This window comes from Granulosicoccus sp. 3-233 (genome assembly GCF_052681095.1).
In genome coordinates this window covers 582326-607165 of sequence record NZ_JBQYLE010000002.1, presented here as the reverse complement: position 1 = coordinate 607165, position 24840 = coordinate 582326, and the positions used below count along the sequence as shown (strand labels likewise).

General features: G+C 58.6%; 20 protein-coding genes. 7 read left to right on the top strand and 13 right to left on the bottom strand.

The window, feature by feature from the left end; genetic code table 11:
• Positions 1–80: 80 nt before the first annotated feature.
• Both ACUNV4_RS07530 and ACUNV4_RS07525 read right to left on the bottom strand, forming a co-directional pair.
• Positions 81–620, bottom strand: a complete 540-nt coding sequence (locus ACUNV4_RS07530; RefSeq protein ID WP_430877894.1) for a flavin reductase family protein — start codon at positions 618–620, stop codon at positions 81–83.
• Positions 620–1777, bottom strand: a complete 1158-nt coding sequence (locus ACUNV4_RS07525) for an LLM class flavin-dependent oxidoreductase (RefSeq protein WP_430877893.1) — start codon at positions 1775–1777, stop codon at positions 620–622. Before ACUNV4_RS07525 ends, ACUNV4_RS07530 begins: the two co-directional genes overlap by 1 nt.
• 94 nt (positions 1778–1871) lie before the next feature.
• Here ACUNV4_RS07525 and ACUNV4_RS07520 point away from each other — a divergent pair, with 94 nt between their 5' ends.
• Positions 1872–2582, top strand: a complete 711-nt coding sequence (locus tag ACUNV4_RS07520; RefSeq protein WP_430877892.1) for a GntR family transcriptional regulator — start codon at positions 1872–1874, stop codon at positions 2580–2582.
• Between the two features lie 104 nt (positions 2583–2686).
• Here ACUNV4_RS07520 and ACUNV4_RS07515 read toward each other — a convergent pair whose 3' ends face one another.
• The 6 genes from ACUNV4_RS07515 to ACUNV4_RS07490 all read right to left on the bottom strand — a co-directional run bounded on the left by ACUNV4_RS07515 (position 2687) and on the right by ACUNV4_RS07490 (position 10077).
• On the bottom strand, positions 2687–3532 hold the full coding sequence (locus ACUNV4_RS07515; protein WP_430877891.1) for a PA4780 family RIO1-like protein kinase: 846 nt from the start codon (positions 3530–3532) through the stop codon (positions 2687–2689).
• Between the two features lie 29 nt (positions 3533–3561).
• Entirely contained in the window at positions 3562–3900 is a 339-nt protein-coding gene (locus ACUNV4_RS07510) for a zinc ribbon domain-containing protein YjdM (RefSeq protein WP_430877890.1), read from the bottom strand.
• Entirely contained in the window at positions 3897–5255 is a 1359-nt protein-coding gene (locus ACUNV4_RS07505) for a DEAD/DEAH box helicase (RefSeq protein ID WP_430877889.1), read from the bottom strand. The genes ACUNV4_RS07510 and ACUNV4_RS07505 overlap by 4 nt, the downstream gene beginning before the upstream one ends.
• Positions 5256–5688: 433 nt before the next feature.
• Positions 5689–7041 (bottom strand): DUF945 family protein, encoded by a 1353-nt coding sequence (locus tag ACUNV4_RS07500; RefSeq protein ID WP_430877888.1) that lies wholly within the window; start codon positions 7039–7041, stop codon positions 5689–5691.
• A 241-nt stretch (positions 7042–7282) separates the two neighbouring features.
• Complete coding sequence (locus ACUNV4_RS07495; protein ID WP_430877887.1) at positions 7283–9073, bottom strand: TRAP transporter permease; 1791 nt, start codon at positions 9071–9073, stop codon at positions 7283–7285.
• A gap of 50 nt (positions 9074–9123) precedes the next feature.
• Positions 9124–10077 (bottom strand): TAXI family TRAP transporter solute-binding subunit, encoded by a 954-nt coding sequence (locus ACUNV4_RS07490; RefSeq protein WP_430877886.1) that lies wholly within the window; start codon positions 10075–10077, stop codon positions 9124–9126.
• Positions 10078–10271: 194 nt separating this feature from the next.
• Between ACUNV4_RS07490 and ACUNV4_RS07485 the strand changes: the two genes are divergently transcribed.
• A complete protein-coding gene (locus ACUNV4_RS07485) occupies positions 10272–11978 on the top strand; it encodes a thiamine pyrophosphate-binding protein (RefSeq protein WP_430877885.1) in 1707 nt (568 codons plus the stop codon).
• Between the two features lie 90 nt (positions 11979–12068).
• Here the strand turns inward: ACUNV4_RS07485 and ACUNV4_RS07480 are convergent, their stop codons facing one another.
• From ACUNV4_RS07480 to ACUNV4_RS07465, 4 genes are all read right to left on the bottom strand, one after another.
• Complete coding sequence (locus tag ACUNV4_RS07480; protein WP_430877884.1) at positions 12069–14531, bottom strand: GcvT family protein; 2463 nt, start codon at positions 14529–14531, stop codon at positions 12069–12071.
• A gap of 297 nt (positions 14532–14828) precedes the next feature.
• Positions 14829–15851: a GlxA family transcriptional regulator gene (locus ACUNV4_RS07475; protein ID WP_430877883.1), complete on the bottom strand. Its 1023-nt coding sequence runs from the start codon at positions 15849–15851 to the stop codon at positions 14829–14831.
• Positions 15852–15869: 18 nt separating this feature from the next.
• Positions 15870–17873, bottom strand: a complete 2004-nt coding sequence (locus ACUNV4_RS07470; RefSeq protein ID WP_430877882.1) for a non-ribosomal peptide synthetase — start codon at positions 17871–17873, stop codon at positions 15870–15872.
• Positions 17874–17910: 37 nt separating this feature from the next.
• Positions 17911–19257 (bottom strand): cytochrome P450, encoded by a 1347-nt coding sequence (locus ACUNV4_RS07465; protein ID WP_430877881.1) that lies wholly within the window; start codon positions 19255–19257, stop codon positions 17911–17913.
• A gap of 152 nt (positions 19258–19409) precedes the next feature.
• Between ACUNV4_RS07465 and ACUNV4_RS07460 the strand changes: the two genes are divergently transcribed.
• Positions 19410–20102, top strand: coding sequence for a lysophospholipid acyltransferase family protein (locus tag ACUNV4_RS07460; protein WP_430877880.1), 693 nt, complete (start codon positions 19410–19412; stop codon positions 20100–20102).
• Positions 20103–20213: 111 nt separating this feature from the next.
• Positions 20214–21221 carry an ABC transporter substrate-binding protein gene (locus ACUNV4_RS07455; RefSeq protein WP_430877879.1) on the top strand — a complete coding sequence of 336 codons (1008 nt, stop codon included), beginning with the start codon at positions 20214–20216 and terminating at the stop codon, positions 21219–21221.
• Here ACUNV4_RS07455 and ACUNV4_RS07450 read toward each other — a convergent pair whose 3' ends face one another.
• Positions 21222–21704: an ureidoglycolate lyase gene (locus tag ACUNV4_RS07450; protein WP_430877878.1), complete on the bottom strand. Its 483-nt coding sequence runs from the start codon at positions 21702–21704 to the stop codon at positions 21222–21224.
• A 135-nt stretch (positions 21705–21839) separates the two neighbouring features.
• Here ACUNV4_RS07450 and ACUNV4_RS07445 point away from each other — a divergent pair, with 135 nt between their 5' ends.
• Genes ACUNV4_RS07445 through ACUNV4_RS07435 form a run of 3 tightly spaced genes read left to right on the top strand, consistent with a single transcriptional unit; the run spans position 21840 to position 24834 of the window.
• Positions 21840–22355 carry a molybdopterin-dependent oxidoreductase gene (locus ACUNV4_RS07445; RefSeq protein ID WP_430877877.1) on the top strand — a complete coding sequence of 172 codons (516 nt, stop codon included), beginning with the start codon at positions 21840–21842 and terminating at the stop codon, positions 22353–22355.
• Positions 22352–24154, top strand: a complete 1803-nt coding sequence (locus ACUNV4_RS07440; protein ID WP_430877876.1) for an ATP-binding response regulator — start codon at positions 22352–22354, stop codon at positions 24152–24154. Before ACUNV4_RS07445 ends, ACUNV4_RS07440 begins: the two co-directional genes overlap by 4 nt.
• Positions 24151–24834 (top strand): response regulator, encoded by a 684-nt coding sequence (locus ACUNV4_RS07435; RefSeq protein ID WP_430877875.1) that lies wholly within the window; start codon positions 24151–24153, stop codon positions 24832–24834. The genes ACUNV4_RS07440 and ACUNV4_RS07435 overlap by 4 nt, the downstream gene beginning before the upstream one ends.
• The last annotated feature ends 6 nt before the right edge of the window (positions 24835–24840 follow it).

Below are 24840 nucleotides of genomic sequence, written 5' to 3'. Positions count from 1 at the left end.
CGATGCGGTGCAGCGACAAGCCGCCGCAGAAGGACTGCAACAGCCGCCCCACGATACCGCAGAGGACCGACCGAGCCGGCTCAGGCCATGGCGCCGAAATCTCCCTTGTAGAACAGTAACGGCTCGCACTCGGCAACACAAGCTCTGGTTACCTGACCCACGATGATGAAATGGTCGCCGCCGGGATGGACCGCTTCGCGCTTGCACTCCAGCGTCGCGGCGCAATTGTTCAGTACCGGCAGACCGCTCGCGCTTTCATGCCAAGACGCATCATCGAAGGCGAAAGGATCTCTGGCAAAACCCAGAGCCATGTCGGTCTGCCCGGCGCCGAGAATGTTCACGACAAAATGACTTGCCTCCAGAAAATACGGGCAGCGTGCCGATTTCCGATCCACCGACCACAGTACAAGCGCCGGATCGAGCGAGACGGATGAAAAACTGTTGACTGTCATGCCATACGGTCCCTCCGGACTATCAATGGTAATGACCGTCACCCCGGTTGCAAAACGACCGAAGGCATGTCGGAGATCACGCGAACTGCCGTTTTCAGCGCTCCAGATCTCATCCGAGACCAGCGGAACCGCGCCGCCGGGGGTTTCCAGCATCTGTACCACCGACATCAGCGTCGCTCTCCCACACCCAGCGGCGTCGCCGGTGTGCTGGCAGGAACCCGACCATGCTCCTGTGGCAGCGAACAGGTATCCAGATGTGGCAGAACCAGTTTACCGAAGTAATCACACTCGTCCAGGTGCGGATAACCTGAAAATATGAAGGCCCGGATACCCATGGCCTTGTATTCCTCGATGGTCTCGATGATCTGCTCGGCACTGCCAACCAGCGCCGCCCCACAACCGGACCGGGCACGACCGACACCCGTCCACAGATGGGGTTCGATATACCCTTCATCATCTGCAATGTCCCGATTCTTAGCCTGGTGGGAAACGCCCAAGGAGGTGGCATCCAGCGCTCTTTCGCGGATGGTTCTGCCTTGCTCGTCGTCCAGTCTGGAAACCAGTGATCGGGCATGTTCTCGCGCTTCCTCCTCGGTTTCGCGCACGATCATGTGCACACGGAGGCCATAATCCAGCACTCTTCCGTATTTTTCCGCGCAGGCATTGACGGCCTTCATGCGTTCGGCCAGCTCCTCTTTCTTTTCCGGCCACATGAGGTAGACATCGCAATGCTCGCCACACAGGTCAAGCGCCGGTGGGGAGTAGCCGCCGAAATACAATAGCGGACCACCGTTGGTCTGATAGGGGCGGACGGGATCAGTCGTCAGGCCTGAAAAATCATAGACTTCGCCCTTGTAGTTTATTTCATCCTGCGTCCAGGCCTGCTTGAGTATCTCCACCACTTCGCGGGAACGCTGATATCGATAGGCGCTGTCCTCCTTCTGGCCCGGAAAATCTGACGAGATGATGTTGACCGTCAACCGGCCCTGCAGCATGTGATCCAGTGTGGCGAGTGTGCGGGCCAGCATGATCGGCTGCATTTCACCGCAACGTACAGCAGCCAGCATGTTGATGGATTCGGTCAGCGGCGCATTGCCGGCGACGAAACTCAGAGTATCCTGTCCAACCTGATAGGATGAAGGACACAGGATATTGCGAAATCCCAACTCGTCGGCACGACGGACGATTCGGGAGGTATTTTCCCAATTGCTGCGATACTGCCCATCGGGAACGCCGAGATACCGATAATCATCGGAGCACAGGGGAGCAAACCAGGACACCTCTGCGGCTTGCAGGGATGCAGACTTGACGGGTACGACGCTCATGGACAAAAACCTCGGCAGACAGTGCAACCGAATGTATCAATCGTATATCAATTTGTCAAACCACGATTCACGACTCCACCTGAGGTAATCCGAATTGTCAGGTTCACACAATGAATTATCGGGCCGCGTGCCACTGGTCAATCAGATTACCGAGATGCTGGTCAGGGATATCAAGACGGGTGTATTGCCCGACGGTGAGAGACTGCCGCCCGAACGCAACATGGCTGAAGGGCTGAACATCTCGGTAGGCACCCTGCGCAAGGCCCTGGCAGAGCTCGAGCATCGTGGTTTGCTCACCCGTATCCAGGGCTCCGGAAACTATGTGAACAGTACCCTGGATGAAGACAATGTCTACGCCCTGTTCCGGCTGGAACTGGTGGACGGACCAGCGACTCCCAGCGCTCGATTGCTGTCGCTCGACCACCTGGACAAGCCACAGGGATTCCCGGATATCGGCAGTGCCACGCAGGCTTTCCGATTCCGACGAATCAGACACCTGAACCAGCGCGAAGCCGCCCTTGAGGAAATCTGGCTCGATGGACGTCATGCCGAGCACATCGATGCGGCAGAAGTCACCGACTCACTGTACCGCTTCTACCGTGATGTCTTGGGTTTTCGCATTACACGCGTCGAGGACCGAGTCGGTGTCGGACCTCTGCCTGACTGGGCACCGGAATCGTGGCGTCAGCGCCATACCGGCGACTGGGGCTTCATCGAGCGGCTATCACGGGATCAGGATGGCGAGCTGGCCGAATACTCGCGAACCTGGTTCGATCCGCAGCATGTTCGATTTGTCAGTCGTTGATATCGGCAGAAACGAGACAGGCGCGTTGCAAGGCAGGAACCCTGCCATTGCAATGACGCCTGCGACAATGCAAGGTCTGCCAGGCTGGCGATCAGCGCTGCCACTCAGTCGTCGCCGAGTCGTTCCCGCCGTTCCATTTCCTCACGATAGGCTTCCTGAATCTGCTGCAGCACGGAACCGACGTCCGCTTCCTGCTCTTCGCGAGCGTATTTCCCTGTCAGTGTCATGTCCGGATGCAAGGCACCGGCTTCATGCAAGGCCCACATCTCTTCCGCGTAGCGCGTCTCGGCCAGCTCCGGCACATACCGGGCGTAATAGCGTGTGATATTGGCCACGTCCCGGGCCAGCATGGTCGGCGCGTGGTTGTTCCCGGCAGCATCAACCACCTGCGGCAGATCAATGATGACCGGCCCCTCTTCGGTCATCAACACATTGAATTCCGACAGGTCGCCATGCACCAGTCCTGCACACAGCATGCGCAGCACATAGTGCATCATGGTCTTGTGATCGGCAGCAGCTCTTTCCATCGGTATTAGCACATCGTTCAATCGCGGTGCAGCTTCACCCTGCGCATCCGTGATCAGCTCCATCAACAGCACGCCGTCGAAACATCCGAATGCCTCTGGCACACGAACACCGGCATCACGCAATCTGTACAGCGCCTCCACTTCGGTGTTCTGCCAGGCTTTCTCCTGTTCTTCACGCCCGAAACGCGTACCCTTGTCCATCGCTCGCTGGCGACGGCTGTTGCGCACCTTGCGTCCCTCCTGATACTGGACAGCCTGCTTGAAGCTGCGCACAGCCACATCCTTGTAGACCTTGGCACAGCGAATCCGACCCTCACTGCGCACCAGGTAGACCGTGGCTTCCTTGCCACTCATCAGAGGTCGCAGGACTTCATCGATCAGACCGTCTTCCAGCAGCGGCTGGAGTCGCTTGGGCGTCTTCACGAGACAGAACCGTTCATGATCAACCCCGCCTAGGCCTTCTTGACGAATTGCGATTTGAGCTTCATCGCCCCGATGCCATCGATGCGACAGTCGATATCGTGATCGCCTTCCACCAGACGAATGCTCTTCACCCGAGTACCGACCTTGACCACCGCCGATGAGCCCTTGACCTTCAGATCCTTGATCACGGTAACGGTATCGCCATCCACCAGAGGATTCCCGTTCGCATCCCTCACCGACCCGGCGTCGTCATCCGGTGCGTTGTCAGTGGCCGACCATTCATGAGCGCACTCGGGACAGACCAGCATCGTCCCGTCCGGATAGGTATAGCTCGATTGACATTCCGGACAGGCAGGAAACTCGCTCACGCAGTTCGACCGCCATGGGCCCGAGAACGGGATCGGCGACTGCGGTTGGCGGCCTGGGTTCCGGCTGGCTGCACCTTGCCGGCACCGGAACGAGCGTTGGCGGAACGCCCCTGCGAACCACGGCCTCGGCCCGCGGGAGAACCCTGGCTTCGACCACCACCCTGTCGACCCTGGCGGATCGGCTCGGCCTTGATACTCGGATCAGGCTCGAAGCCTTCGATCTGGACGCGCGGCAACTCGCGATTGATCAGGCGCTCGATGTCGCGCTGCAACTTGTCTTCGTCGATGCACACCAGCGATACCGCCTTGCCGGACATGCCGGCGCGAGCCGTACGCCCGATGCGGTGTACGTAGTCTTCCGGTACATTCGGCAGTTCGAAGTTCACTACATTGGGCAATTGATCGATATCCAGCCCTCGAGCGGCGATATCGGTCGCCACCAGCACCCGAATCTGCCCCTCCTTGAAACCGGCCAGCGCACGAGTCCTGGCACCCTGGCTCTTGTTGCCATGAATGGCCGCCGCAGACAGACCGTCTCGTTCCAGTTGTTCGGCCAGACGGTTGGCACCATGCTTGGTACGTGTGAATACCAGCACTTGCTGCCATTGCTCGTCATGGATCAGTTTCGACAGCAATTCGCGCTTGCGCCCCTTGTCGACCCGATACACCTGCTGTTCGATACGATCAGCGGTTGCGTTCTGCGGAGCGACTTCAACCAGTTGCGGATCGTTCAGCATGCGTTGAGCCAGCTGCTTGATCTCACGTGAAAACGTTGCCGAGAACAGCAGGTTCTGCCGCTCGCTGGTATCGGGCAGCAGTGCCAGCACTCGCTTGACATCATGAATGAAGCCCATGTCCAGCATGCGATCGGCCTCGTCCAGCACCAGAACTTCCAGCTGGGACAGATCGACGGTGCCTTGACCGGCGTGATCCAGAAGACGACCCGGTGTTGCAATCAGTATATCGACCCCCTTGCGCAGCTGACTGATCTGCGGATTGATGCTGACACCACCGAAGACAACGGCCGATCGAAACTTCAGGTACTTGCCATAGGTGGCAACGCTCTCGGTGATCTGTGCAGCCAGCTCACGCGTGGGAGTGAGAATGAGGGCTCGTACCGGTGGACTGCCCTTGCGACCACCATTGCCACGGCGTGGTGATTGCGACAGTTTCTGCAACAGTGGCAGGGTGAAACCTGCGGTCTTGCCGGTGCCGGTCTGGGCACTTGCCATGACATCCTTGCCGGTGAGTACCAGCGGAATGGCTTTTTGCTGAATGGGAGTGGGAGTTTCGTAGCCTTCTTCGAGAACGGCTTTCAGGACCTCGGACGACAGGCCCAGTGCTTCAAATGACATGTATTGTTGATTTCACAAATGGACAACGGCTCATGGGCCATCTGGCGGCAAGGCTGTTGTCAGGCAAAGGAGACTGCACAGTCTGATTCTGACCCGGCAGTCGGAGCGTGTGCGCTCAGGAAGTTGACCGAAGATCAGTTTGTCTGATTACAGCTCCACAAGCGCTACCGAATCAATCATTCAAGACTCGGCAGAGTGACCATTGTATAGACCACGCGCTTTTACTGTCACACTTTATGCCAGTTCTCGATCCTGCGTCCCCTTTCATCGAACAGGAAAACTGCTGACAAACAGCCTGAAACAGCGAAGAATGGCTGTAAACAGCCATTCTTCGGTACTCATTGACCCCGATTGACACCGAGACATCACCCGGGAACATGTCTTGAGAACAAACCTCATGAACTGAGCGACTTCACGAAATCTCCAGGCTGGTCTACAGGTCCGCCATTTCCGCCAACGGGGTATCCAGTTTGTCACCCAGCATCATCTCCAAGGCCAGTGGTTTGCCGTTGATATCGACGATCAATTCGCTCAGAGTCATATCGGACTTGTAACTGACCCCATCGGCAACGATGATCTGCTGTGCCTGAGGCGACATCATGAACATTCCCAGAGGCGTCTGGTCAATGGCAGCCACATCGGCATCCAGATGCGCTTCCAGTGTCACTGCATTCAACAGGTCCCTGAGCGTGACGATGGACGCCAGCCCGTTGACAGGATAAGCAGCAGCGGTTTCATCGATCATGCTGATGCCATAGGCCAGACTGGCATCTCCACCGTCATTGCTGAAACCAAGCGCAACATCCACACCGGTGCCAGGGCCGATCATTGGCGCATAGGCGTCCAGAATACGCCTGGTGATTTCCTCATCGTCAGAGAACATCGCATCGGTCAACGACACTTGACTGATGGTGTCGACATAGTGCTCGATACCCTCGATGGAGAGTTTCGTTACCGCCGTCTCCAGTGAAAACGCGTTGATGGGCAACAGGCTGTCGATACGCCCGACCGACATTCTTGACTGACTGCTCAGCAAATCGCCGTCCACGGTGGTGTCGCCATGAAAACCGATGGAACCCAGCGTTGCCTGCAAGTTCATGTCGTCTTCGGCACGGATCGACAACGTATCGAAATCGACACCATGGGAGCCGGAATAGACCGACTGACTGATACGGGTCAGTTCCGTCCTGATCTTGCCCGGCGAGAGATGCAAGGCATTGCCTGCGCGAGCCCATTCGAAGGCACCCAGGATACCGCTACCGGACACCGCATCCCCGCTAACGCTGACTGAGTAGTCGACACCGCCAAAATCGACGCTGGTGCCGTTCTCCAGGAATCGATAGGGGCTGACCTGCAGGTGGTTGTCGATGTGACCATCGAAACCGACCTGTGTATCGACGACAAAGGGTTCGGCCTCGGTGAATCCACTCAGGAACTCGACCAGAACCTCGGGCAGCGAGCCATCACGCAGCAGTGTGGTCCTGATGGTTGCAGCCCCAACGCGCACAGCGCCACCATCGACACCGACGGGTGAATGATCGATCTCATGTTGCAGGCGAAACAGGACTTTTGCATCGGCAGACGCCGAATCCAGCACTTGCGTGACTGCATGGCTTCGGGTCAGACCACCGCCATAGGACTCGTTGACCAGCGTGAAGGGCTTCAATTCATTGAGCTGCGTCAACAGCTGATCATAGGCACTCTGTGTCTGGGTTCCCGAATACCAGGAGGCGCCTGCCCAGGACGCACCGGCGACCAGGGGAACAGCCAATAGCAGTTTCTTCATTTGACGAGTGTATTCCTGAATGAACGTTGAGTGCTGCCATGGAGCAGATCGCCTGGAACGTCGCAGAGCTCTCTGTGTTTGATCCTGTAGCGTTTGCTGTATCAGGCAGATGTAGTCGACAATGCCGAATTGTGATGTAACACTGCCGGCAACAGCCGAGGCTGATGCGCAATCACAGCCTCAGGCACGCTCCCGGGGGACGGCCTGGCATACGGCCACCTGGCTCATGCGTACCGACAGATCAGTAGAACAACAACAGACACCCGACCGCAACCACCATCAGGCGAAATGGGATTCCACGCTCGCTGGTTATGGCATGGGAGATGGCCGCCAGACCGGCTGCTACCAGTGCTGCGGCCAGGATTGCCGACCAGGGAGCGGTAGCGATCTCGAGAATGCCCGGATGACTGATCATGCTCAATGGAATCAGGTAGAGTCCCAGACCCAGCGCCATGGCATAGCGGGCAACCTTCAGCCAGTTCTCGCCGACCATGCCAGCGGCGATGAACACCGCACCGCAAACCGGCGGTGTGATGGTACTCAGCAAGGCGAACCAGAACACGAACAGATGCGTGGTGAGCAATGGCAGACCCAACTCGGTCAATGCAGGCCCGGCAACGGATACGCAAATGACATAGGCAGCTGTTGTGGGCACTTCCATGCCCAGAATGAGACAAGCCAGCGCCGTCAACAGCAAGGCAGGTACCAGATGCCCGCCAGACAAGGACAGGATGGCCGATGTCAGCTTCACCCCCAGGCCCGTGATGCCAAGTACACCAATGATGATCGAGGCACACAGGATGATGCTGGCAATCGTGGCAATCTGCTCACCCGATTGAATGCACAGCGATTCGAGCCGCTGCGCAAACAGGCGCAGACCCGGTCGCAGCCGATCATTGAAAAACAACAATACAAATCCGGCACCGATGGCCAGACAGGCTGCATATTGCGGTGTTCGCCCCAGGACAAACATGCCAAGCAGCAAGGTGGTGAAAGGCACCAGAAAGAAACCGGTCGTGATCAGGACCAGTTTCGCGTCGGGCAACTGCTCGCGACTCAAGGGTTGCAGGTCGAAACGCCTGGAAAATCCGTTGATTCCGAACCAGACGGCCAGAAAATACAACAGCGCGGGGAGGCTGGCCGCTGTCATGATGCTGGTATAGCTGATACCGGTGAGTTCGACCATGACGAAGGCTCCGGCCCCCATCAGAGGCGGCATGATCTGCCCGCCCGATGAGGCGACAGCCTCCACGGCTCCTGCCAGCGCCCTGGGGTAGCCGAGCCTGGTCATGGCTGGCAGGGTCACGGTACCGGTGGAGGCGACATTGGCCGATGCCGAGCCGGATATGGAGCCGAACAACGCCGATGAGACCACCGAGACCTTGGCCGCCCCCCCCTTGAGTCGGCCAGCGGCCCGTGTGGCCAGGTTCATGAATCCTTGACCCGCTTCACCGGCATTGAGAACCGCACCGAAGATCACGAATATGGCAACGATGCTGACGGACACACCTGTCAGGCTGCCCCACAATCCACCCTCGGCAATGGTGAGCGTGCCCAGAAAACTGCTCAGCGGTGTTCCGGGGTGACCGAATTCTCCGGGAATGTACTGGCCGAGCAAGCCATACAGCAGAGCCAGCAATGCCACCAGTGGCAATGGCCAGCCAATGGCGCGTCTGGCCATCTCCAGCACACCGATCAGCAGAATTGCGGCTATCGCTGTCTGGAAGTGATTCTCCAGAAACCCATACTGATCACCGAGTGTGTCGTGCTGCCAGACAATCCACAGACAGGCCGGCAGGCAGATGGCAAACAGCATGACCCCCAGGGTCCGGTTCAGCGGCGAGACATCCCTGTCCGGAACGTCCGGCCGAAATGCAGCCAGAAACACCCAGGGCAAGGCGAGTGCCATGTGCAGTGGCCGACTGACCAGATTGGGAATCAGCCCGCTGAACACCAGCCACAGATGGAAGCCTATGGACAGGGCACCCAGCAGCGCCCAGGGCAAACGGCATCCGGTTTGTCTGGCAGTCATCATGGAATGTACCTTTATCCGGTCCGTAGCCTCTGCGGCAGTTCAGTCGATCAGGGTCTCTGTGCTGCAGTCAGTTCCATGCCGATTTCATCGTAATACCGAACGGCCCCGGCATGCAGTTGCCCGAGATTCTCCATCAAGGCAGCATCTACACTACCCCACCACGCTGACGTGCCGCTCATCGCCTGTTTCTGTTCCCAGTACGTTCGTGTCATCTGATAAGCCGTTTCCTCGTCCATGCCCGTGGTGGTGTAGGCGACAACCGGTAGCGAGGTAGTGACGATATCCTCTTCCTGCCCACTGTAGGTGCCCGCCGGAATGACCATGCGTGTTCGACCGCTTGTCCCGATCTGCTCGTCATCCAGCGACAGTACCTGCACTCCGGTGCTGGCGGCGGCTTCGATGACATTGGGCGCCGGCCATGAACCGGCAGTCACGAAACCGTCAATCTGCCCGTTCTTCAGCGCCGCCACGGCGTTCGACAATTCCACCTCGGCCAACTCGACCTTGCCTTCCAGACCGAACAGGGTCAGATACCTTGCCCCTTCGGTGGCGCCGAACGAGCCCTTGCCAAGCAGTATCGTCTTGCCCGCCAGACCGGCAATATCCTCGATACCACTGTCGGATGCCACCACGAAATGCATGGTCAGAGACGGGATCGGGAACAATGCTCGAATCTCGTCGAAGGCGGGTCGACGCTTGCCTTCGAACATGGCCTTGCCGGACTGCGCCAGCCCGACCAGCGCCGGCGGCGTGGTGAATACATAGTTGCCCTGACGGATGCCGGCCTCCATCACGTTCTGCACGGATCCCTGGCTTTCCTCGACCGTCACGCTGATGTCTCCATCACTGCCCTTCTTCATGGCCTCCGCCAGCTCCACCGCCATCTGGTAGTACGAAGAACCGGTCTTGGCCGACTTGTAGGTCACGCGGGTCTCCGCCAGCGTTGCAGTTGCGGCAAGCAACAGCAGGCTGCCAGTCAATACTGAGGTGATCGATTTCATCAGGGTTCTCCAGTGATTCCAAGGTTGCGCTTCGCAATCTCGCAGTGTACCCGAGTGGCTCTGCGGCTTGATGCATGGGAACGAGTCTGAACATGAGCGGCAAGTCTGTCTACAATGGCAGATCAGGCAGTGCACCGTGCTCTGCTGCTTCCTATCTCACGACTGTATGCCGGCATGGCCGGACGGGAATCGACATGACTCGTCAAACAGGTGGACAACTACTGGTCAACGCTTTGAAGAACCACGGCGTGGAACGCGTATTCTGTGTACCCGGCGAAAGCTATCTGCCAGTACTCGATGCGCTGTATGACAGCGGTATCGAAAATACCCTGTGCCGCCAGGAAGGCGGAGCTGCCATGATGGCCGAGGCCTGGGGCAAACTGACCGCAACACCGGGCATCTGTTTTGTCACACGTGGCCCCGGGGCAACCAATGCCACCGCCGGTTTGCACGTTGCCTTGCAGGACTCGACGCCGATGATCCTGTTCATTGGCCAGATCGACACCGGCATCCGGGAACGCGAAGCCTTTCAGGAAGTGAACTACCACCGTTTCCTGGGTGAGTCGGTGAAATGGGTGGCCGAGATCGAAGACGCCGAACGCATGGACGAGATGATTTCCCGAGCGTTCCATGTCGCCACCTCCGGTCGACCGGGACCCGTAGCGCTGGCCTTGCCGGAGAACGCGCTGTCTCAGCTGGCCAGTTCAAAGCCGGTAGCCCCCTGGCAACAGATCGAGACCTGCCCCGGCGAAGAACAGATGGCGCAACTGACCGACCTGCTTAAGGATGCGCTCAGACCGATGGTCATCCTCGGGGGTTCGCGCTGGAACCAGGATGCGGTTCTCGGCTTCCAGAGACTCGCGCAACAATGGCAACTGCCTGTCGCCTGCTCGTTCAGACGTCAGATGCTGTTCGATCACACCCACGGCAATTATGCCGGCGATGTCGGCATCGGCATCAACCCGGCTCTGCGTCAACGCATCGAGGAAGCCGACCTGCTGCTCATGATCGGTGCTCGCCTGTCCGAAATGCCCTCCCAGGATTACACCCTGCTGGATATTCCGAGTCCGCAGCAGACGCTGGTTCATGTACACCCCGGTGCCGAGGAGCTGGGACGTGTCTACAGACCGACCCTGGCCATTCATGCCAGTCCGACGGCATTTGTGGCCTCCTTCGAATCCCGATCCATTCCAGCTGGCGTCGCTGACCGCTCGGCTCGGGTCGAATCCGCGCATCAGGACTACCTGTCCTGGTCAACACCTGACGATATCGTCACTCCCGGCGATGTGCAGATGGGCAAGGTCATGCAGTCGCTGCTGGCAAGCCTGCCTGAGGATGCCATCATCACCAATGGTGCCGGCAACTACGCCAGCTGGATTCATCGGTTCTGGAAATTTCGCCATTACGGCTCGCAGCTGGCACCCACCTCCGGTTCCATGGGCTATGGCCTGCCAGCGGCCATCGCTGCAAAACTGTGCGAGCCCGAGCGTACCGTGGTTGCATTTGCCGGTGACGGCTGCTTCCAGATGACAATGCAGGAGTTCGGTACGGCCGTCCAGTCAGGTGCCAACATCATCGTGTTGCTGATCGACAATGGCATTTACGGCACCATCCGCATGCATCAGGAACGACACTTTCCCGGCAGAGTGTCGGCCACCTCCTTGCAGAATCCGGATTTTGCAGCATTGGCCCGTGCCTATGGTGCGTTCAGTTGTACGGTCAGGAACGACGCCGAGTTCCTGCCGGCCTTGCAACAGGCCATGGACGCCGAAACACCGTCCCTGATCCACGTGTGCATCAGCGCAGAGGCCATCACCCCCACGATGACGCTGAGTCAGATTCGGCAACAGGCTGAAAAGGCGGCAGCAAGTACTGACACCGCCGCTGCTCGGGGACGCTGAGCCCGGAGTAGCCACGCTGGTGCTACCCCGGTCATGCAGATGGCTGTAGCGACGGATCACGCAGCCGTTGACGCCACAGTCACGCTCCTGTCAACGGCCCTGATCGCGCAGTGCCTTGTTATCGGGGTCGTAAGGTGATTCGGCGACCACGGTAGCCGATCGCCGGTGTCCGAGAACGTTGATTTCCACCGCCGTTCCGGGCACCGCCAGTTCGGGTCTGATGTAGCCCAGAGCCAGGCTCTGGCCGATGCGATGCCCGAAACCGCCTGAGGTGATGTAGCCGACGAGCTCATCCCCCCGATGGACGGGACAACCGTACAGCGCATCGGTCGCGTTGATCCTCTCGGCATCGTCACCGGCAACGTCCGCCTTGTCCAGCACGAAGGTGGCAAAGACATCCGGCAAGCCGGCCGCCGCTTCCTGCAGCAGTGACTCCTTGCCGATGAATGAGGTCTTGTTCAGGTCAACGAAGCGGTCCAGCCCCGAGCGCAGCGGCGAGTACTCGTGGTCCAGATCCACTTTCCAGGCACGGTAGCTCTTTTCCAGTCGCATGGATTCCATCGCGTACATGCCGAAATCCTGCATGTCATGCGCCGACCCCGCCTCCATCAAGGCGTCATACAAGGCCAGCTGACGGGCTGCCGGTACATGCAACTCCCAACCGAGCTCACCCACGTAGTTCACCCGCAAGGCCTGCACCTGTATACCGGCCAGCTCCAATGGCTGACACGTCAACCAGCGAAAGGCCTCATTGGAGAGATCGGTATCGGTCAGCGTCTGCAGTACATCCCGCGAGCGTGGTCCGGCCACCACCAGTGTGCCGTGCTCGTCACTGATATCGGACACGGTGATGCCACCCTGCGCTGGCAGATGATCGGTCAGCCATTGAGAGTCATGCCACTTGGCCGCAGCGGCGGATATCAGCCAGTAGTGTTCCGCGGCCAGTCGCGTCACGGTCATCTCCGACCAGACGCCGCCACTCTCGGCACAGAAATAGGACAAACCGACCCGTCCGATACCGGGCAATCGACCCGCGATCATGGTGTTCAGCCAGTCGGATGCTCCTTCGCCCTTGAGCTCGAATCGGCTGAAACCGCTCAGGTCCAGTAGGCCCACATTGTCACGAACATTGCGACACTCCTGTCCGACCGCGTCGAACCAGACTCCGTGCTGGTAGGAGGGACTCTCTTCGGCCGTATCCTGCTCCCGGGCAAACCAGGTTGCCCGCTCCCAACCGCCGCGCGCACCGAAGCGGGCACCCTTGGCCTGCAGCCTGTCGTAGCAGGGAGACACCTTGCGAGGACGCCCGGCAGGACGCTCTTCCACCGGGTAGTTGATGGCGTATTCATGCTGGTACAGCTCGATGGCCCGATCCACCACATAGTCCTGATCGGCATAATCGGTATAGCGCCTTGGATCCAGATTCCACAGATCCCATTCCGGCTTGCCGTCGATGATCCATTCGGCAATGGACTTGCCCGCACCACCGCCCTGACAGATGCCGAAACTGAACCCCGTGACATGAAAGAAATTCGGCAAACCGAAGGCAGGACCGATATAGGGAGCTCCATCCGGCGTGTACGGGATCGGACCGTTGATGACGCGCTGTACGCCGACACTACCCAGGATTGGCATGCGTTCGCAGGCCTTCTCGATATACCATTCGAGTCTGTCCAGATCATCCGGGTACAACTCGTAGGCAAACTTCTCGGGAATGCCGCCATCCTTCCAGCGTGCCGTTGCCTTCATCTCGTAGGGCCCCAGAATCAGGCCGGTTTTCTCCTGCCGCAGATAGTAGGAATCGTCCGGATCACGTACCAGTGGCAACAGACCCTCGGTGGCTTCGAGTTCGGGAATCGACTCGGTGACCAGATACTGGTGCTCCATCGTGACCAGAGGCAGAAACCTGCCACCCAGTCGAGCCACTTCTGCCCCACGATAGCCACCGGCGTTGACCACGTATTCGGCAATGACATCCCCCTTGTCGGTTGCAATCTTCCACTCGCCATTGGCCATGCGCGAGATTCCCGTCACTCGCGTGAAGCGGTGGATGCTCGCCCCCGCCTTTCGTGCATGAGCGGCCAGCGCCTGTGTCAACTGGCTGGGATCGATGTCGCCATCCACGGGGTCCCACAGAGCACCCAGCAATTCATGATCCTGCAGAAACGGATGACGCGCCTTCATTTCGGCAGTATCCAGAATCTCGTACTCCAGCCCCAGGGTGTTGGCCATGGCGCTGACATGACGAAACTCTTCCATGCGTTGTCTGGTCTGTGCCAGACGAATCGATCCGGTCTGATGATAATTGATCGGATACAGGGGATCGTCACACAGCCTGGCGTACAGCTGCGTGCTGTAATGCTGCAACTTGATGATGTTGCGCGAACTGGAAAACGTCGGGATGTTGCCGGCTGCATGCCAGGTGGATCCGGAGGTCAGTTCATCCATTTCCAGCAGCATGCAATCGGTCCAGCCACGCTGGGCCAGATGATAAAGCGCACTGGTACCGGCCACACCACCACCGATAATGACGACACGGGCTTGTGATTTCACGCTGATTCCTCTGTCTGGTTATCCACGGACTGGCATGACAGGACCTTGGGCGGTTCGTTCACCGGGGTGAACCCCGAGGTGATGTCATGTCGTGGCTCTGTGGCTGTGTCGGTATGAGACAGACAGGGTTTCGACCCTGATCTGTGGAACCTTGTACCGCCTTGCCGCAGTGTCTCAAGTATCGTCCTGTCAATGAACAACCAACAGGAGGCAGACGACCGTTTGGCGACACAAGACGACACGGGCGCGGGGATGACGCTGTCCAATCGCTCAATGAGCCTCTGCCAGGCTCACAGCTCAGACCTTGTCATCCCTTCTTCGAGCTTCCGTTGGCGAGCACCCGAACTGGCGGCGGAATCGTCTGGAAAAATAATCTGCCGAAGCGAACCCGACAGCAGTGGCAACGTCCATGACGCTCAAGGTTGTCTGGCGCAGCAGCTCACGCCCGGCCTTCAGGCGCAATGCCTGATAATGGAGAGTGGGTGTTGTCTGCAGATAGGTGCGAAACAGACGCTCCAGTTGTCGGGACGACAGGCCAACCATCTCCGCCAGCTCACTGGTGGCAATCGGCTGTTCCAGATTGACTTCCATGAGCTCGATGCAACTGACAAGGCCTGCGTGATGAATACCGGAGCGTTCCACGATGCTGCGCCGCTGCGGATCGGTGGCTGCTCGAATCCGCGTGGAAATGAACAGATCGGCCACCTGCAGTGCCAGTGTCGAGCCATGATCCTGGCGTATGATCGCCAGCATCATGTCCAGCGCTGCTGTCCCACCAGCGCAGGTGAACAGGCCCTCGTCTTCCTCGAACAATTCACTGGTGACGGCAATGTGGGGAAAGGCCTCGCGAAAGCCCGGCATGTTTTCCCAGTGAATGGTACAGCGTCGATGCCGGATCAGGTCCGCCTGCGCCAGCAGATAGCTTCCCGTATCCAGCGCACCAATCCGGGAACCCTGGGCGGCATACTGTCGCAAGGCACGCAGAGCCTTGGAGTCCTTGTAGGACAAGGGCTCATGCGGTCCGCAGACGATGACTCGATCGAAGCGATCGCCACTGCCGATTTCCCGATCAACCGCCAGTTTCATGCCGTTGTTGGCAATGGCATCAGCAGTCGAGGTACCCAGCAAGGTCCATTGATAGAGCGCCTGCCCACTGAATCGATTGGCCGCGCGCAGGGGTTCCACCGCCGCGATGAAGGGTAGCATGCCAAAGGTATCGGGCAGAAAGAACGCGATGGATTGCCGGGCCTCTCCGTCGATGACCCCGAATCGCCGATAGTCGGCTGCCCTGTCCGTGGCAACTTCCTGTTTATCGCGCACCGGCCGTCCCGCTCGACGTCACGCCGCGTTGCGTTCGTCCAGAAAGCGCGCCAGCTCGGCAACGGTCGGATAGTCGAACAGGTCGGTGATATCCACCTGATCCGGCCAGTTGTCCTCGATCGCCGCATGAATCTGCGCCAGGGTCAGAGAGCTGATACCCAGTTCGAACAGATTGTCCTCGGCCGCAACCGTCATGTCCTCGACCTGTGCATTGCAGATCGCCAGCAGACGTGAAGTGGTATCCCCCGCCTCTGCTGCCTCATCGACGGATTCCGAAGTGGCGTCAGTGTCGCTTGACGACGCTTGCAGCAGAGCCTCGTATTCGCCCTGCTCCAGCGCCTCTACCAGCAGAAAGCGCTGCACCTTGCCGCTGGTTGTCTTGGGAATGCGTGGCACCGGTATCACGGCATGCACGGCAACCCCGACGGTTTCTCCGAGCAGACGGGTCATGTCACGGGCCTTGTCCACCAGGTCGGCCGCTTCCGCGCGATGCAGAACGAATATCAGCAGCTTCTCTTCCCCGGTCTCGGCCACACGCCGACTGGATATCGCCAGTTTGCCTCGCTCGACCAATCCGGCCTGCAGAATGATCTCTTCCAGATCGTGCGGATACACATTCTGACCGCTGACAAAGATGATGTCCTTCGAGCGACCGGTGATGTACAGCTGACCCGCATGCATGAAGCCCAGATCTCCGGTATTCAACCAGCCATCGCCATCGATGGTCTGTCGATTGAGCTCGGGTTCGCGATAATAACCGGCGGTGACATTCTCGCCATGGATGCAGATATGCCCGGTCGTGTCATCTGGCAGAGCAGCTCCTCCTTCATCCGTGATGCGAATGCTGACATCCTTCACCGGATAGCCGACAGAGACGAACTCCACACCACGCTCTCCACCGTCGACAGTATCGAACATGGCGTCATCGGGTCTGGCGGTGCGGGCGTCGAACAGGCTGACCTGCTGGGCAATGCCCAGTCGAGTCCGGTCTATGACCAGGGTGGAAAACGTACTGTCCAGCGCCGGAAAGGCCACCGCCAGACTCGCTTCGGCCAGTCCGTACACCGGATACATGGAGGCAGGGTTCAGGCCCAAGGGTGCCAGCGCCGTCACGAATCGATGACACAGGGACACCGATATCGGCTCGGCACCATTGAAGATCAGGCGAATGCCTGACAGGTCCAGCGATTCGAATTTCTCCGGTTTGAAGGATTTGAGCAGATGCTGAAAACCGAAATTGGGCGAACACAACACCGTGGCGCCGGCCAGTACGGCTTCGTCCAGCCAGGCGCCGGGCCGGCGCACGAAGACATCCGTTGGCATCAGAGAGTGATTGTTGTCCATGAAGACCGGCGTCAGATGAAAACCGATCAAGCCCATATCGTGAGTGAGCGGCATCCAGCTGAACTGGTGCTCGGTGGGCGTCATGCCGGAGCTGCTGACAATGGAACGCAGATTGGTCAGCAGGTTCCGGTGAGTCAGTACCACGCCCTTGGGTGTACTGGTGGAACCGGAAGAGAACTGGATGAATGCAACATCATTCTCGTCAGGCGCATGAATCGCAGGTTCTGCCGCAGCAGGTGCCACCTGATCCGATATCACCGTGCGCTGGCTCAACTCGGCAAAGCCTTGCTCCAGGTCGTTCTGTGCAGCAAAGTCCTGCAAGCGCTCGGCAGTGCGGGCATCGGTGAAAAGGCCCGGTCTGTCGAGCGTCGAGGCGATACGAAAGAGTTTGAAGCGGTGTTCGGAACTGTTGCCGCCCGATACGGGAACAGCGGTGATACCACCGAGCAGACAGGCCCAGAAGCCTTCCAGAAAATGCGAATTGTCTGCTGTCTGAATGATCAGCTGGCTACCCGGCTGCAAGCCTGCATTCTGAAATTGTGCAAGCCTGGCACGGGCTCTCGTCAACAGTTCACGATAAGGCAGCTGTTGCCGTTTGCCTTGCCCTTCGATCAGGTTGACATGGCTTTCGCTGCCGGCCCTGTCCAACAGCATGTCGGTGAGTGTTTGATGGTTCATGCAATTCACAAGGCTCTTGAAGCAATCCTGCAGGACGTCAGCGCAATTCCGGCATCAGCATGATGCTGTGCAGGGAACGCAGATTGATATGGGGTTCAACTGTCACCGGTTTGCCGGCAACATGGGTAAAGCGGATATGTCTGGCCAGCAGGCCCAGATGCAGTTGCATATCCACTATCGAAAAGAATTCGCCAATACAACGTCTGGAACCCAGTGAAAACGGGTAATAGACGTGCCGGTTTCGCTGCCGGCTGGCTTCCTCGCTGAAACGCTCGGGCAGGAATTGTTCCGGCGCGTCCCAGTAGCGTGCGTCGCGATGCAGCAGATAGGGGCACAGGAACACATCCGCACCTGCCGGTACCAGGGTGTCCTGTTCCTCGCCGGGCAATCGGTCCTCGTTGATCGCCTTGCGGGAAAACAGCCAGACCGGCGGGTACAGTCGCAAGGTCTCGTCGATGATCTGCCGCGTGTAGCGCAGCGCCGGCAGATCGGCAAAGCCCGGCGCATGATCCAGCGCGTCGACTTCCTCATGCAACAGGGACTCTGCACGGGCATCCTGCGACAACAGATACCAGGCCCAATTGAGGGTTCCGGCCGTGGTCTCATGCCCGGCCACGATGATGGTCATGACTTCGTCGATCAGCGCCTTGTCGGACATCGGCTGACCGCTGTCCTTGTCACGGGTTTCCATCATCAGCGACAGGAAATCGTGTTCGATGCGGTTCTGCTCTCGTCGCCGCGCCATGATGGCCGCCACGTGGCGTGTCAGCGCACGGAAACGCATTGCCAGCTTCAGATCCCGAGTGACATCCTCGACCAGCATGGCAAAGGGATTGACACCTTCCTGCGCGATCAACTCGTCCAGATCCTGACTGAACAAGGCTCGCAGGATGACCTCCAGTGCCAGATCGCTCATTTCGGTGGTGATGTCCACCACCGTACCGCTGACGGCTTTCTCCTGCCATTGGCGCAACCTGACCTCGTTGCAGCCTTGCATCATGGCGGCCTGCGCCTCGATGATCCGGCGGTGAAACACCGGCTGGATCATGCGTCGTTGAGAACGCCAGAAGTCGCCATCGCTGACAATGATGCCATTGCCCAGCAGCATCTTCACCCGTTCGAAGCCGACACCCTTGTTGTAGTTGCGGTGATTGCCGATCAGGACGTGGCGCACATGATCCGGGTTGTTCAGCACCAGTGCCGGAGACTGCCGCTCCAGAGGCTTGACGGTGATGGTGTCCCCGTATTGTTCCTTCCAGAGCGCGAGTTTCTCGAACGAGGCATCGTCCACATTGACATCGAATGGCTCTTGCGGCCCGGGAGCCTGCCTGGCAGCCACATCGCTCGACGATGCTTCGGTCACGGTGGAATCGGTGTGCGACACGGTTCTGGATGGCGGGGTGGTGTGCGACACAAGGAAAGCAATCCGGTTGAACGACCCCGAAGTGCGGGTCGGAAAGAAACTGACTGAATGGTGCGAAAGTATATCATTGAGGACTCCGATCCGTGCCCGAGAGCCACGACGACACCATGAACATGAAACAGAGGCGCCGACAGCTGACCGCCCGGCTGATGCCACCACTGGTATGGGGCCTGATACGCCTGATCTGGAAGACCTGCCGGATAGAAGCCGTGCTGGGTGAACAGCACATGCACGCCTTGCGTGCAGAGCGGACTCCCTTCATTCCCTGCTACTGGCACCAGCAGCAGATTTTCTGCGTCCGTTATCTGCTTGATCAGGCAGCGATGGACCCCGACCTGAAGCTCGGCTATCTGATCAGTCCATCCCGCGATGGAGACATGGCCACGCGCATGTTCTCGTCTCAGGGAGTCCATATCATTCGGGGCTCGGCAACCCGAGGTGGCGCGCAGGCCCTGCGGGACATCTATCTGCAGATTCGCAAGGAAGGTGTCTCGCCGATCGTCACGCCAGACGGGCCAACCGGCCCCATCTACAAGACCAAGGCCGGGGTTGCCATGCTGGCGCAATTGAGCAAGGCTCCCCTGCTGCCTCTGGCCTACCAGGCATCGAGTGTCTGGTATCTGCGATCATGGGATCGCTTCATGCTGCCACGTCCCTTCTCACGCATCGTCATTGCGCTGGAGGAACCGATGCACATCGGTCGCGACGACGCTGCTGACGACTTCCAATCGGCCTGCCAGCGCTTCGACCAGAGACTGGAACAGGCATCAGCCGCCTGCCAGCGATATCTGCGGGACAAGCAGTGAACCAACCACCCGGCGTGAACAGCAAAGTTCATGGCGTTTAACCTCTGAGTTCTGGACGCCCTCTGCGCGCTGCGTCATCGTTGCTTGAACCTCCCAGCACAACGGAATGCCATGCTCCTGCGCGCCCTGTCCATTGCACTCCTGTATTTACATGCAGGAATTGCACTCGCTCAGTCGACAGCCATTCGCTATCTCAACGACTGGCGCTGGGAAGGACAGGCCGCTCCGCTGCTGCTGGCCCTGGATCGCGGCTTCTTTGACGCAGAATCACTCGATGTCTCCCTGGAACCGGGTAATGGCTCCGTCAACACCATCCCTCGAATAGCCTCGGGCGAATTCCAGATGGGTTCGGCTGACATCAACTCGCTGATCACCTGGAGAGACGAGCATCCGGACAGGGACATGAAGGCGGTCTTCATCATCTATAACGAAGCCCCCTATGCCGTCATGGGTCGCCCCTCGCAAGGCGTCACCGGACCGCTGGATCTGGAAGGTCGGGTTCTGGGCGCTCCCCGCTTCGATGGAGCTTTTGCACAATGGCCGGCATTCGTCGTCGCCAACGGCATCATCGAGGAGCGGGTCACCATCAGGGACGTCGGCTTTCCGCAGCGAGAAGCCATGCTTGCCAGCGGCGAGGTCGACGCCATTACCGGCTTTTCGTTCTCCTCCTACATCAGCTTGCAGAAAAACGGTGTGCCATCCAGCGATATCTCACTGATGCTGATGAGCGATTTCGGACTGCATCTGTATGGCAATGCGATCATCGTCAATCCCGAGTTTGCAGCAGCGCATCCGCAGGCGGTAGAGCGATTTCTGCGAGCGCTGGTCAAGGGTATTCAGGAAACCGTCGGCAACCCGACGGCGGCGGTCGAGCATGTGCTGGCACACGCCGGGAATGCCGATCGCGAGATCGAATTGCAGCGACTGGTCATGGCTGTCGGACATCATATCGACACCGAGGAAGTACGCGCCATGGGCCTGGGGGACGTGGTCGAGGCCCGACTCGAAAAATCCATTTCCCAACTGGATGCAATCCATGACTTCGCCAGCAAGTCCACGGCCCGCGATATCTTCGATGACCGCTTCCTGCCCGATTACAGCGCGCGCCGCCTGCCCTGATCAGAAAACGATCTGATATCCGGTGTCGAGCCAGTGTTCCTCCAGGTTGCTGCCATGGCCGATACGATCGACCACGGTGAACAGGCCGTTGCCTTCGATCGGGGTCAGTACACCGTGCCAGACATTGCGATGGTAGTTCACACCCTGCAAGCCGTCGGTCAGGAATACCCGGGGTTTTCCGGGTTTGCCGTCATTGTCCGGCGCAACAATCACCAGAAACGGATCACTGCTCATGGGGATGAAGGCCTGACTGCCCGAGGGATGCCGCTCCAGCATGCTCAGGGTCAGCGGCGAACGGTAGGGATGGGCGTGAAAGATGCTGATGCCCGCCCGCCCATCGCTGAAATCCAGGGTTGCCACATCGGTGTAGCGCGCGCAATTGCCTTGATTGATCATGACCGTGGGTGACGGCTGGACCTGGAGAATGTCACCAAAGGGTTCGAACTCGGCGGCGACCAGCGGAGAAATGGACAAGAGGCTCATTGAAGTGTTTCTCATTGTTTGCAGGGGTAGTCAATCACCCAAATGGGTAAGCCGACAACAGGGTTTCAGTCTGCCAAATCCTGCCGTGATCCGTTACGGTAATATCTTCAGGCAAATCAACATACCGGAGCGATCATGCGCTACTTGGCGTCTCTGTCAGCCAGCGTTCTCTGCATCATATTGTCATTTTCTGTTCAAGGGGTTCATGCCGACAACCTTCCGGCGCCCAGTGGCAAGGTACTGCTGACGATCACGGGAAACATGACGCTTCCCAATGTCGGGAATGAAGTACATCTGGATATTGCCACGCTGGAGAGCCTGCCGACTACCGAATTCGTGACCAGCTCCCCATGGCATGAGTCGGCCGAGCGTTATACCGGCGTTCGTCTGAACGACCTGCTGAGCGCCATCGGCAGCAGCTCCCGGGAAATCGTCGCCATCGGACTGGATGATTACCGCTTCACGATCACCGATCTGGATCTCGAACACTACCCGGTCATGATCGCCTACCGTCAGAATGACAGCTACATCTCGGTCAGAAGCCTGGGCCCCTTGCGAATCATGATGCCCTTTGATGAGTACCCCGAACTCCTGACACCACTCAATGAATCCCGCTCGGTATGGCAATTGGTGAAGATGGAACTGCATTGAGTAGACGCTGGGTTGCCTGGATTCCAGGCCTGGCAGCCTTGATCTGTCTGGTTGTCATGTTGTACCTGCTGGTGCAGATCGACAGCACCCGCAAGCAGTTGCAGGATGATGGTGTACTGGAATTCAACTTCGTGCAGCAGGTCGATCACAATCTGACCGGCTTTGCCCAGAGCCTGCTGGACTACCTGCTGGCCACACCCGCAGAACGCGACCAGCAGCGAGACCTGTACATTCAGAATTACGACATCCTGTATGGCTCGATCCTGCATTCGGGAAACAGCTGGCTTGGACACCTGACCGAACTGCAAAAGGCCCAGGAATTCATGCAACGAACCCGAGAATTCCTGTTGCGCAACGAGCCCTACATGTCGCCCGATCACACCTTCGGCAGGGATCAGCTCATGCAGCTCAAGCGTGAGTCGATCGAACTGTCACAGCTGATCTATGGCATAGGCCTGGAAATGTTCGAGCGCAAATCGATCGTTCGCGACGCCATCTCTCGCCGCATGGACGATCTGTACCGCGCCCTGTGGTTCTGCAGTATCTGTTTCGTGCTGGTATCCCTGACCAGCGTTCTGCTGTTCGTCGCCACGATGCGCCGTGCCGCCAGTCTGCGCTCCGCTGCCCAACTGACCCAGACACAATTGAGCACGGCACTGGATGAGCTGACAACCGGCGATATCGAACGGCGCGCACAGAATCGGTTCATGGCATCGGCCAGTCATGACTTGCGCCAGCCTCTGCACGCACTCGGACTTTACCTGAACGCACTCAGACGGCATGTCTCCACCGATCAGGGGCAGCTCATACTGTCGAACATCAACCGCTCCACCGAAGCGCTCAATCAGTTGCTCAACAGCATGCTGGACCTGTCGAAGCTCGATGCCGGAGTGGTCGATGTCAACTGGACCAACCTGAGCCTGGACGCCGTCTTCGACAATCTGCATCAGAACTTCCTGCCCGAGGCCAACCAGAAGGAGCTGGCACTGGATATCCAGTACAGCGGTCTGTATGTGCACTCCGACCAGGTACTGCTCGAGCGCATTCTCGGCAACCTGGTGGCCAACGCCCTGAACTACACCACCGCAGGCTCGGTATCGGTAAGAGCCACTTCCAGCGATGGCCAGGCTCGCATCTGTGTATCGGACACCGGCCCGGGCATTCCTAACAGTGAGCAGGATGCCATCTTCAACGAGTACTACCAGCTGCAGAACCCGGAACGTGACAGATCCAAGGGGCTCGGACTTGGCTTGTCGATCGTCAAACGGCTGACGCGTTTACTGGACGTCGAACTGTCCCTGAGCTCTGCAGAAGGCATCGGTAGCTCCTTCAGCCTGACACTGCCCTTGGCCAACAGCGCGGACATCGACAGCGCAGGCAACTCCCTGCAGGGATCCACCTCACTCTGCCGCGATACCCTGCACGGACTATCCATTCTGGTAATTGACGACGAGCAGGATGTGCGGGATGGTATGCAGACATTGCTGATTCAGCACGGTTGCGATGTGTCGATTGCAGATTCCGCCGAACAGGCTTGCGAGAACATCATTTCCGAAGACTGGGTGCCGGATCTGATCATTGCCGACTATCGCTTGCGCGACGAGAAAACCGGCGAAATGGCGATCAGACAGGTTCGAGAAGAAGTCAACATGGACGTTCCGGCCATGATCATCACAGGTGATACATCGCCGGCGCGCCTTCGGGAAGCCACCGCCAGTGGTTTTCTGCTGCTGCACAAACCGGTAATTGCCGACGATCTGTACAAGGCAATTACAAGACTGGTAGGAGACAGACCGTGAACATTCTGATGGTAGAAGACCACCGCCTCGTGGCAGACGCCATGCAGGTCATGCTGACCGAGATCGATTCCTCCATCCGGATCACGCCCTGCTATTCCACACAGCATGCGCTATCGGTGATCGATTCCGGCAAGCGTTTCGAACTGGTGCTGACAGACCTGTTCATGCCGGGTATCGACGGAATCGGCCTGCTGGTCGGCCTGCGCAACCGCGACAAGCGCATTCCCGTGGTGGTGATCAGCGGCTCCGATGACGACAAGTACATCCGCACGGCCATGGAAAACGGTGCCTCGGGATTCATTCCCAAGACCCTGCCTGCCGCCGAAATGATCAGTGGCATTCGCAAGGTTCTGGAAGGAGGCAGCTTCTTCCCCGAACGCTTCGCCGCCCTGGACAACCAGCTGCGGCGCGGAGATCTGCCCAGCGCCGGCAATCAGAATGCCAGCAGTCTGCGACCCGGCCAGAAACAGCTGCAAGTGCTGCAATTGATGGCCGATGGCAATTCCAACAAGCAGATCTCGCAGATCGTCGGCATTTCCGAAGCTACGGTGAAATATCACACATCGCAGCTGTTCAAACTGCTGGGCGTGAAGAACCGGACTTCCTGTGTGCGCGAAGCCCAGCAGCGTGGCCTGATCAACAGCTACGAAGACAATTCACCGGATACGCCGGTGGCCTGATAAGCA

Coding starts and splice junctions, on each gene's coding strand:
- ACUNV4_RS07450 (WP_430877878.1), bottom strand. CDS start 21,704: ATGAGCCTCTTGTCCATTTCTCCGCTGGTCGCCGCCGAGTTCGAACCC.
- ACUNV4_RS07460 (WP_430877880.1), top strand. CDS start 19,410: ATGAAACAGAGGCGCCGACAGCTGACCGCCCGGCTGATGCCACCACTG.
- ACUNV4_RS07445 (WP_430877877.1), top strand. CDS start 21,840: ATGCGCTACTTGGCGTCTCTGTCAGCCAGCGTTCTCTGCATCATATTG.
- ACUNV4_RS07485 (WP_430877885.1), top strand. CDS start 10,272: ATGACTCGTCAAACAGGTGGACAACTACTGGTCAACGCTTTGAAGAAC.
- ACUNV4_RS07455 (WP_430877879.1), top strand. CDS start 20,214: ATGCTCCTGCGCGCCCTGTCCATTGCACTCCTGTATTTACATGCAGGA.
- ACUNV4_RS07525 (WP_430877893.1), bottom strand. CDS start 1,777: ATGAGCGTCGTACCCGTCAAGTCTGCATCCCTGCAAGCCGCAGAGGTG.
- ACUNV4_RS07490 (WP_430877886.1), bottom strand. CDS start 10,077: ATGAAATCGATCACCTCAGTATTGACTGGCAGCCTGCTGTTGCTTGCC.
- ACUNV4_RS07530 (WP_430877894.1), bottom strand. CDS start 620: ATGTCGGTGGTACAGATGCTGGAAACCCCCGGCGGCGCGGTTCCGCTG.
- ACUNV4_RS07470 (WP_430877882.1), bottom strand. CDS start 17,873: ATGAACCATCAAACACTCACCGACATGCTGTTGGACAGGGCCGGCAGC.
- ACUNV4_RS07500 (WP_430877888.1), bottom strand. CDS start 7,041: ATGAAGAAACTGCTATTGGCTGTTCCCCTGGTCGCCGGTGCGTCCTGG.
- ACUNV4_RS07495 (WP_430877887.1), bottom strand. CDS start 9,073: ATGACTGCCAGACAAACCGGATGCCGTTTGCCCTGGGCGCTGCTGGGT.
- ACUNV4_RS07505 (WP_430877889.1), bottom strand. CDS start 5,255: ATGTCATTTGAAGCACTGGGCCTGTCGTCCGAGGTCCTGAAAGCCGTT.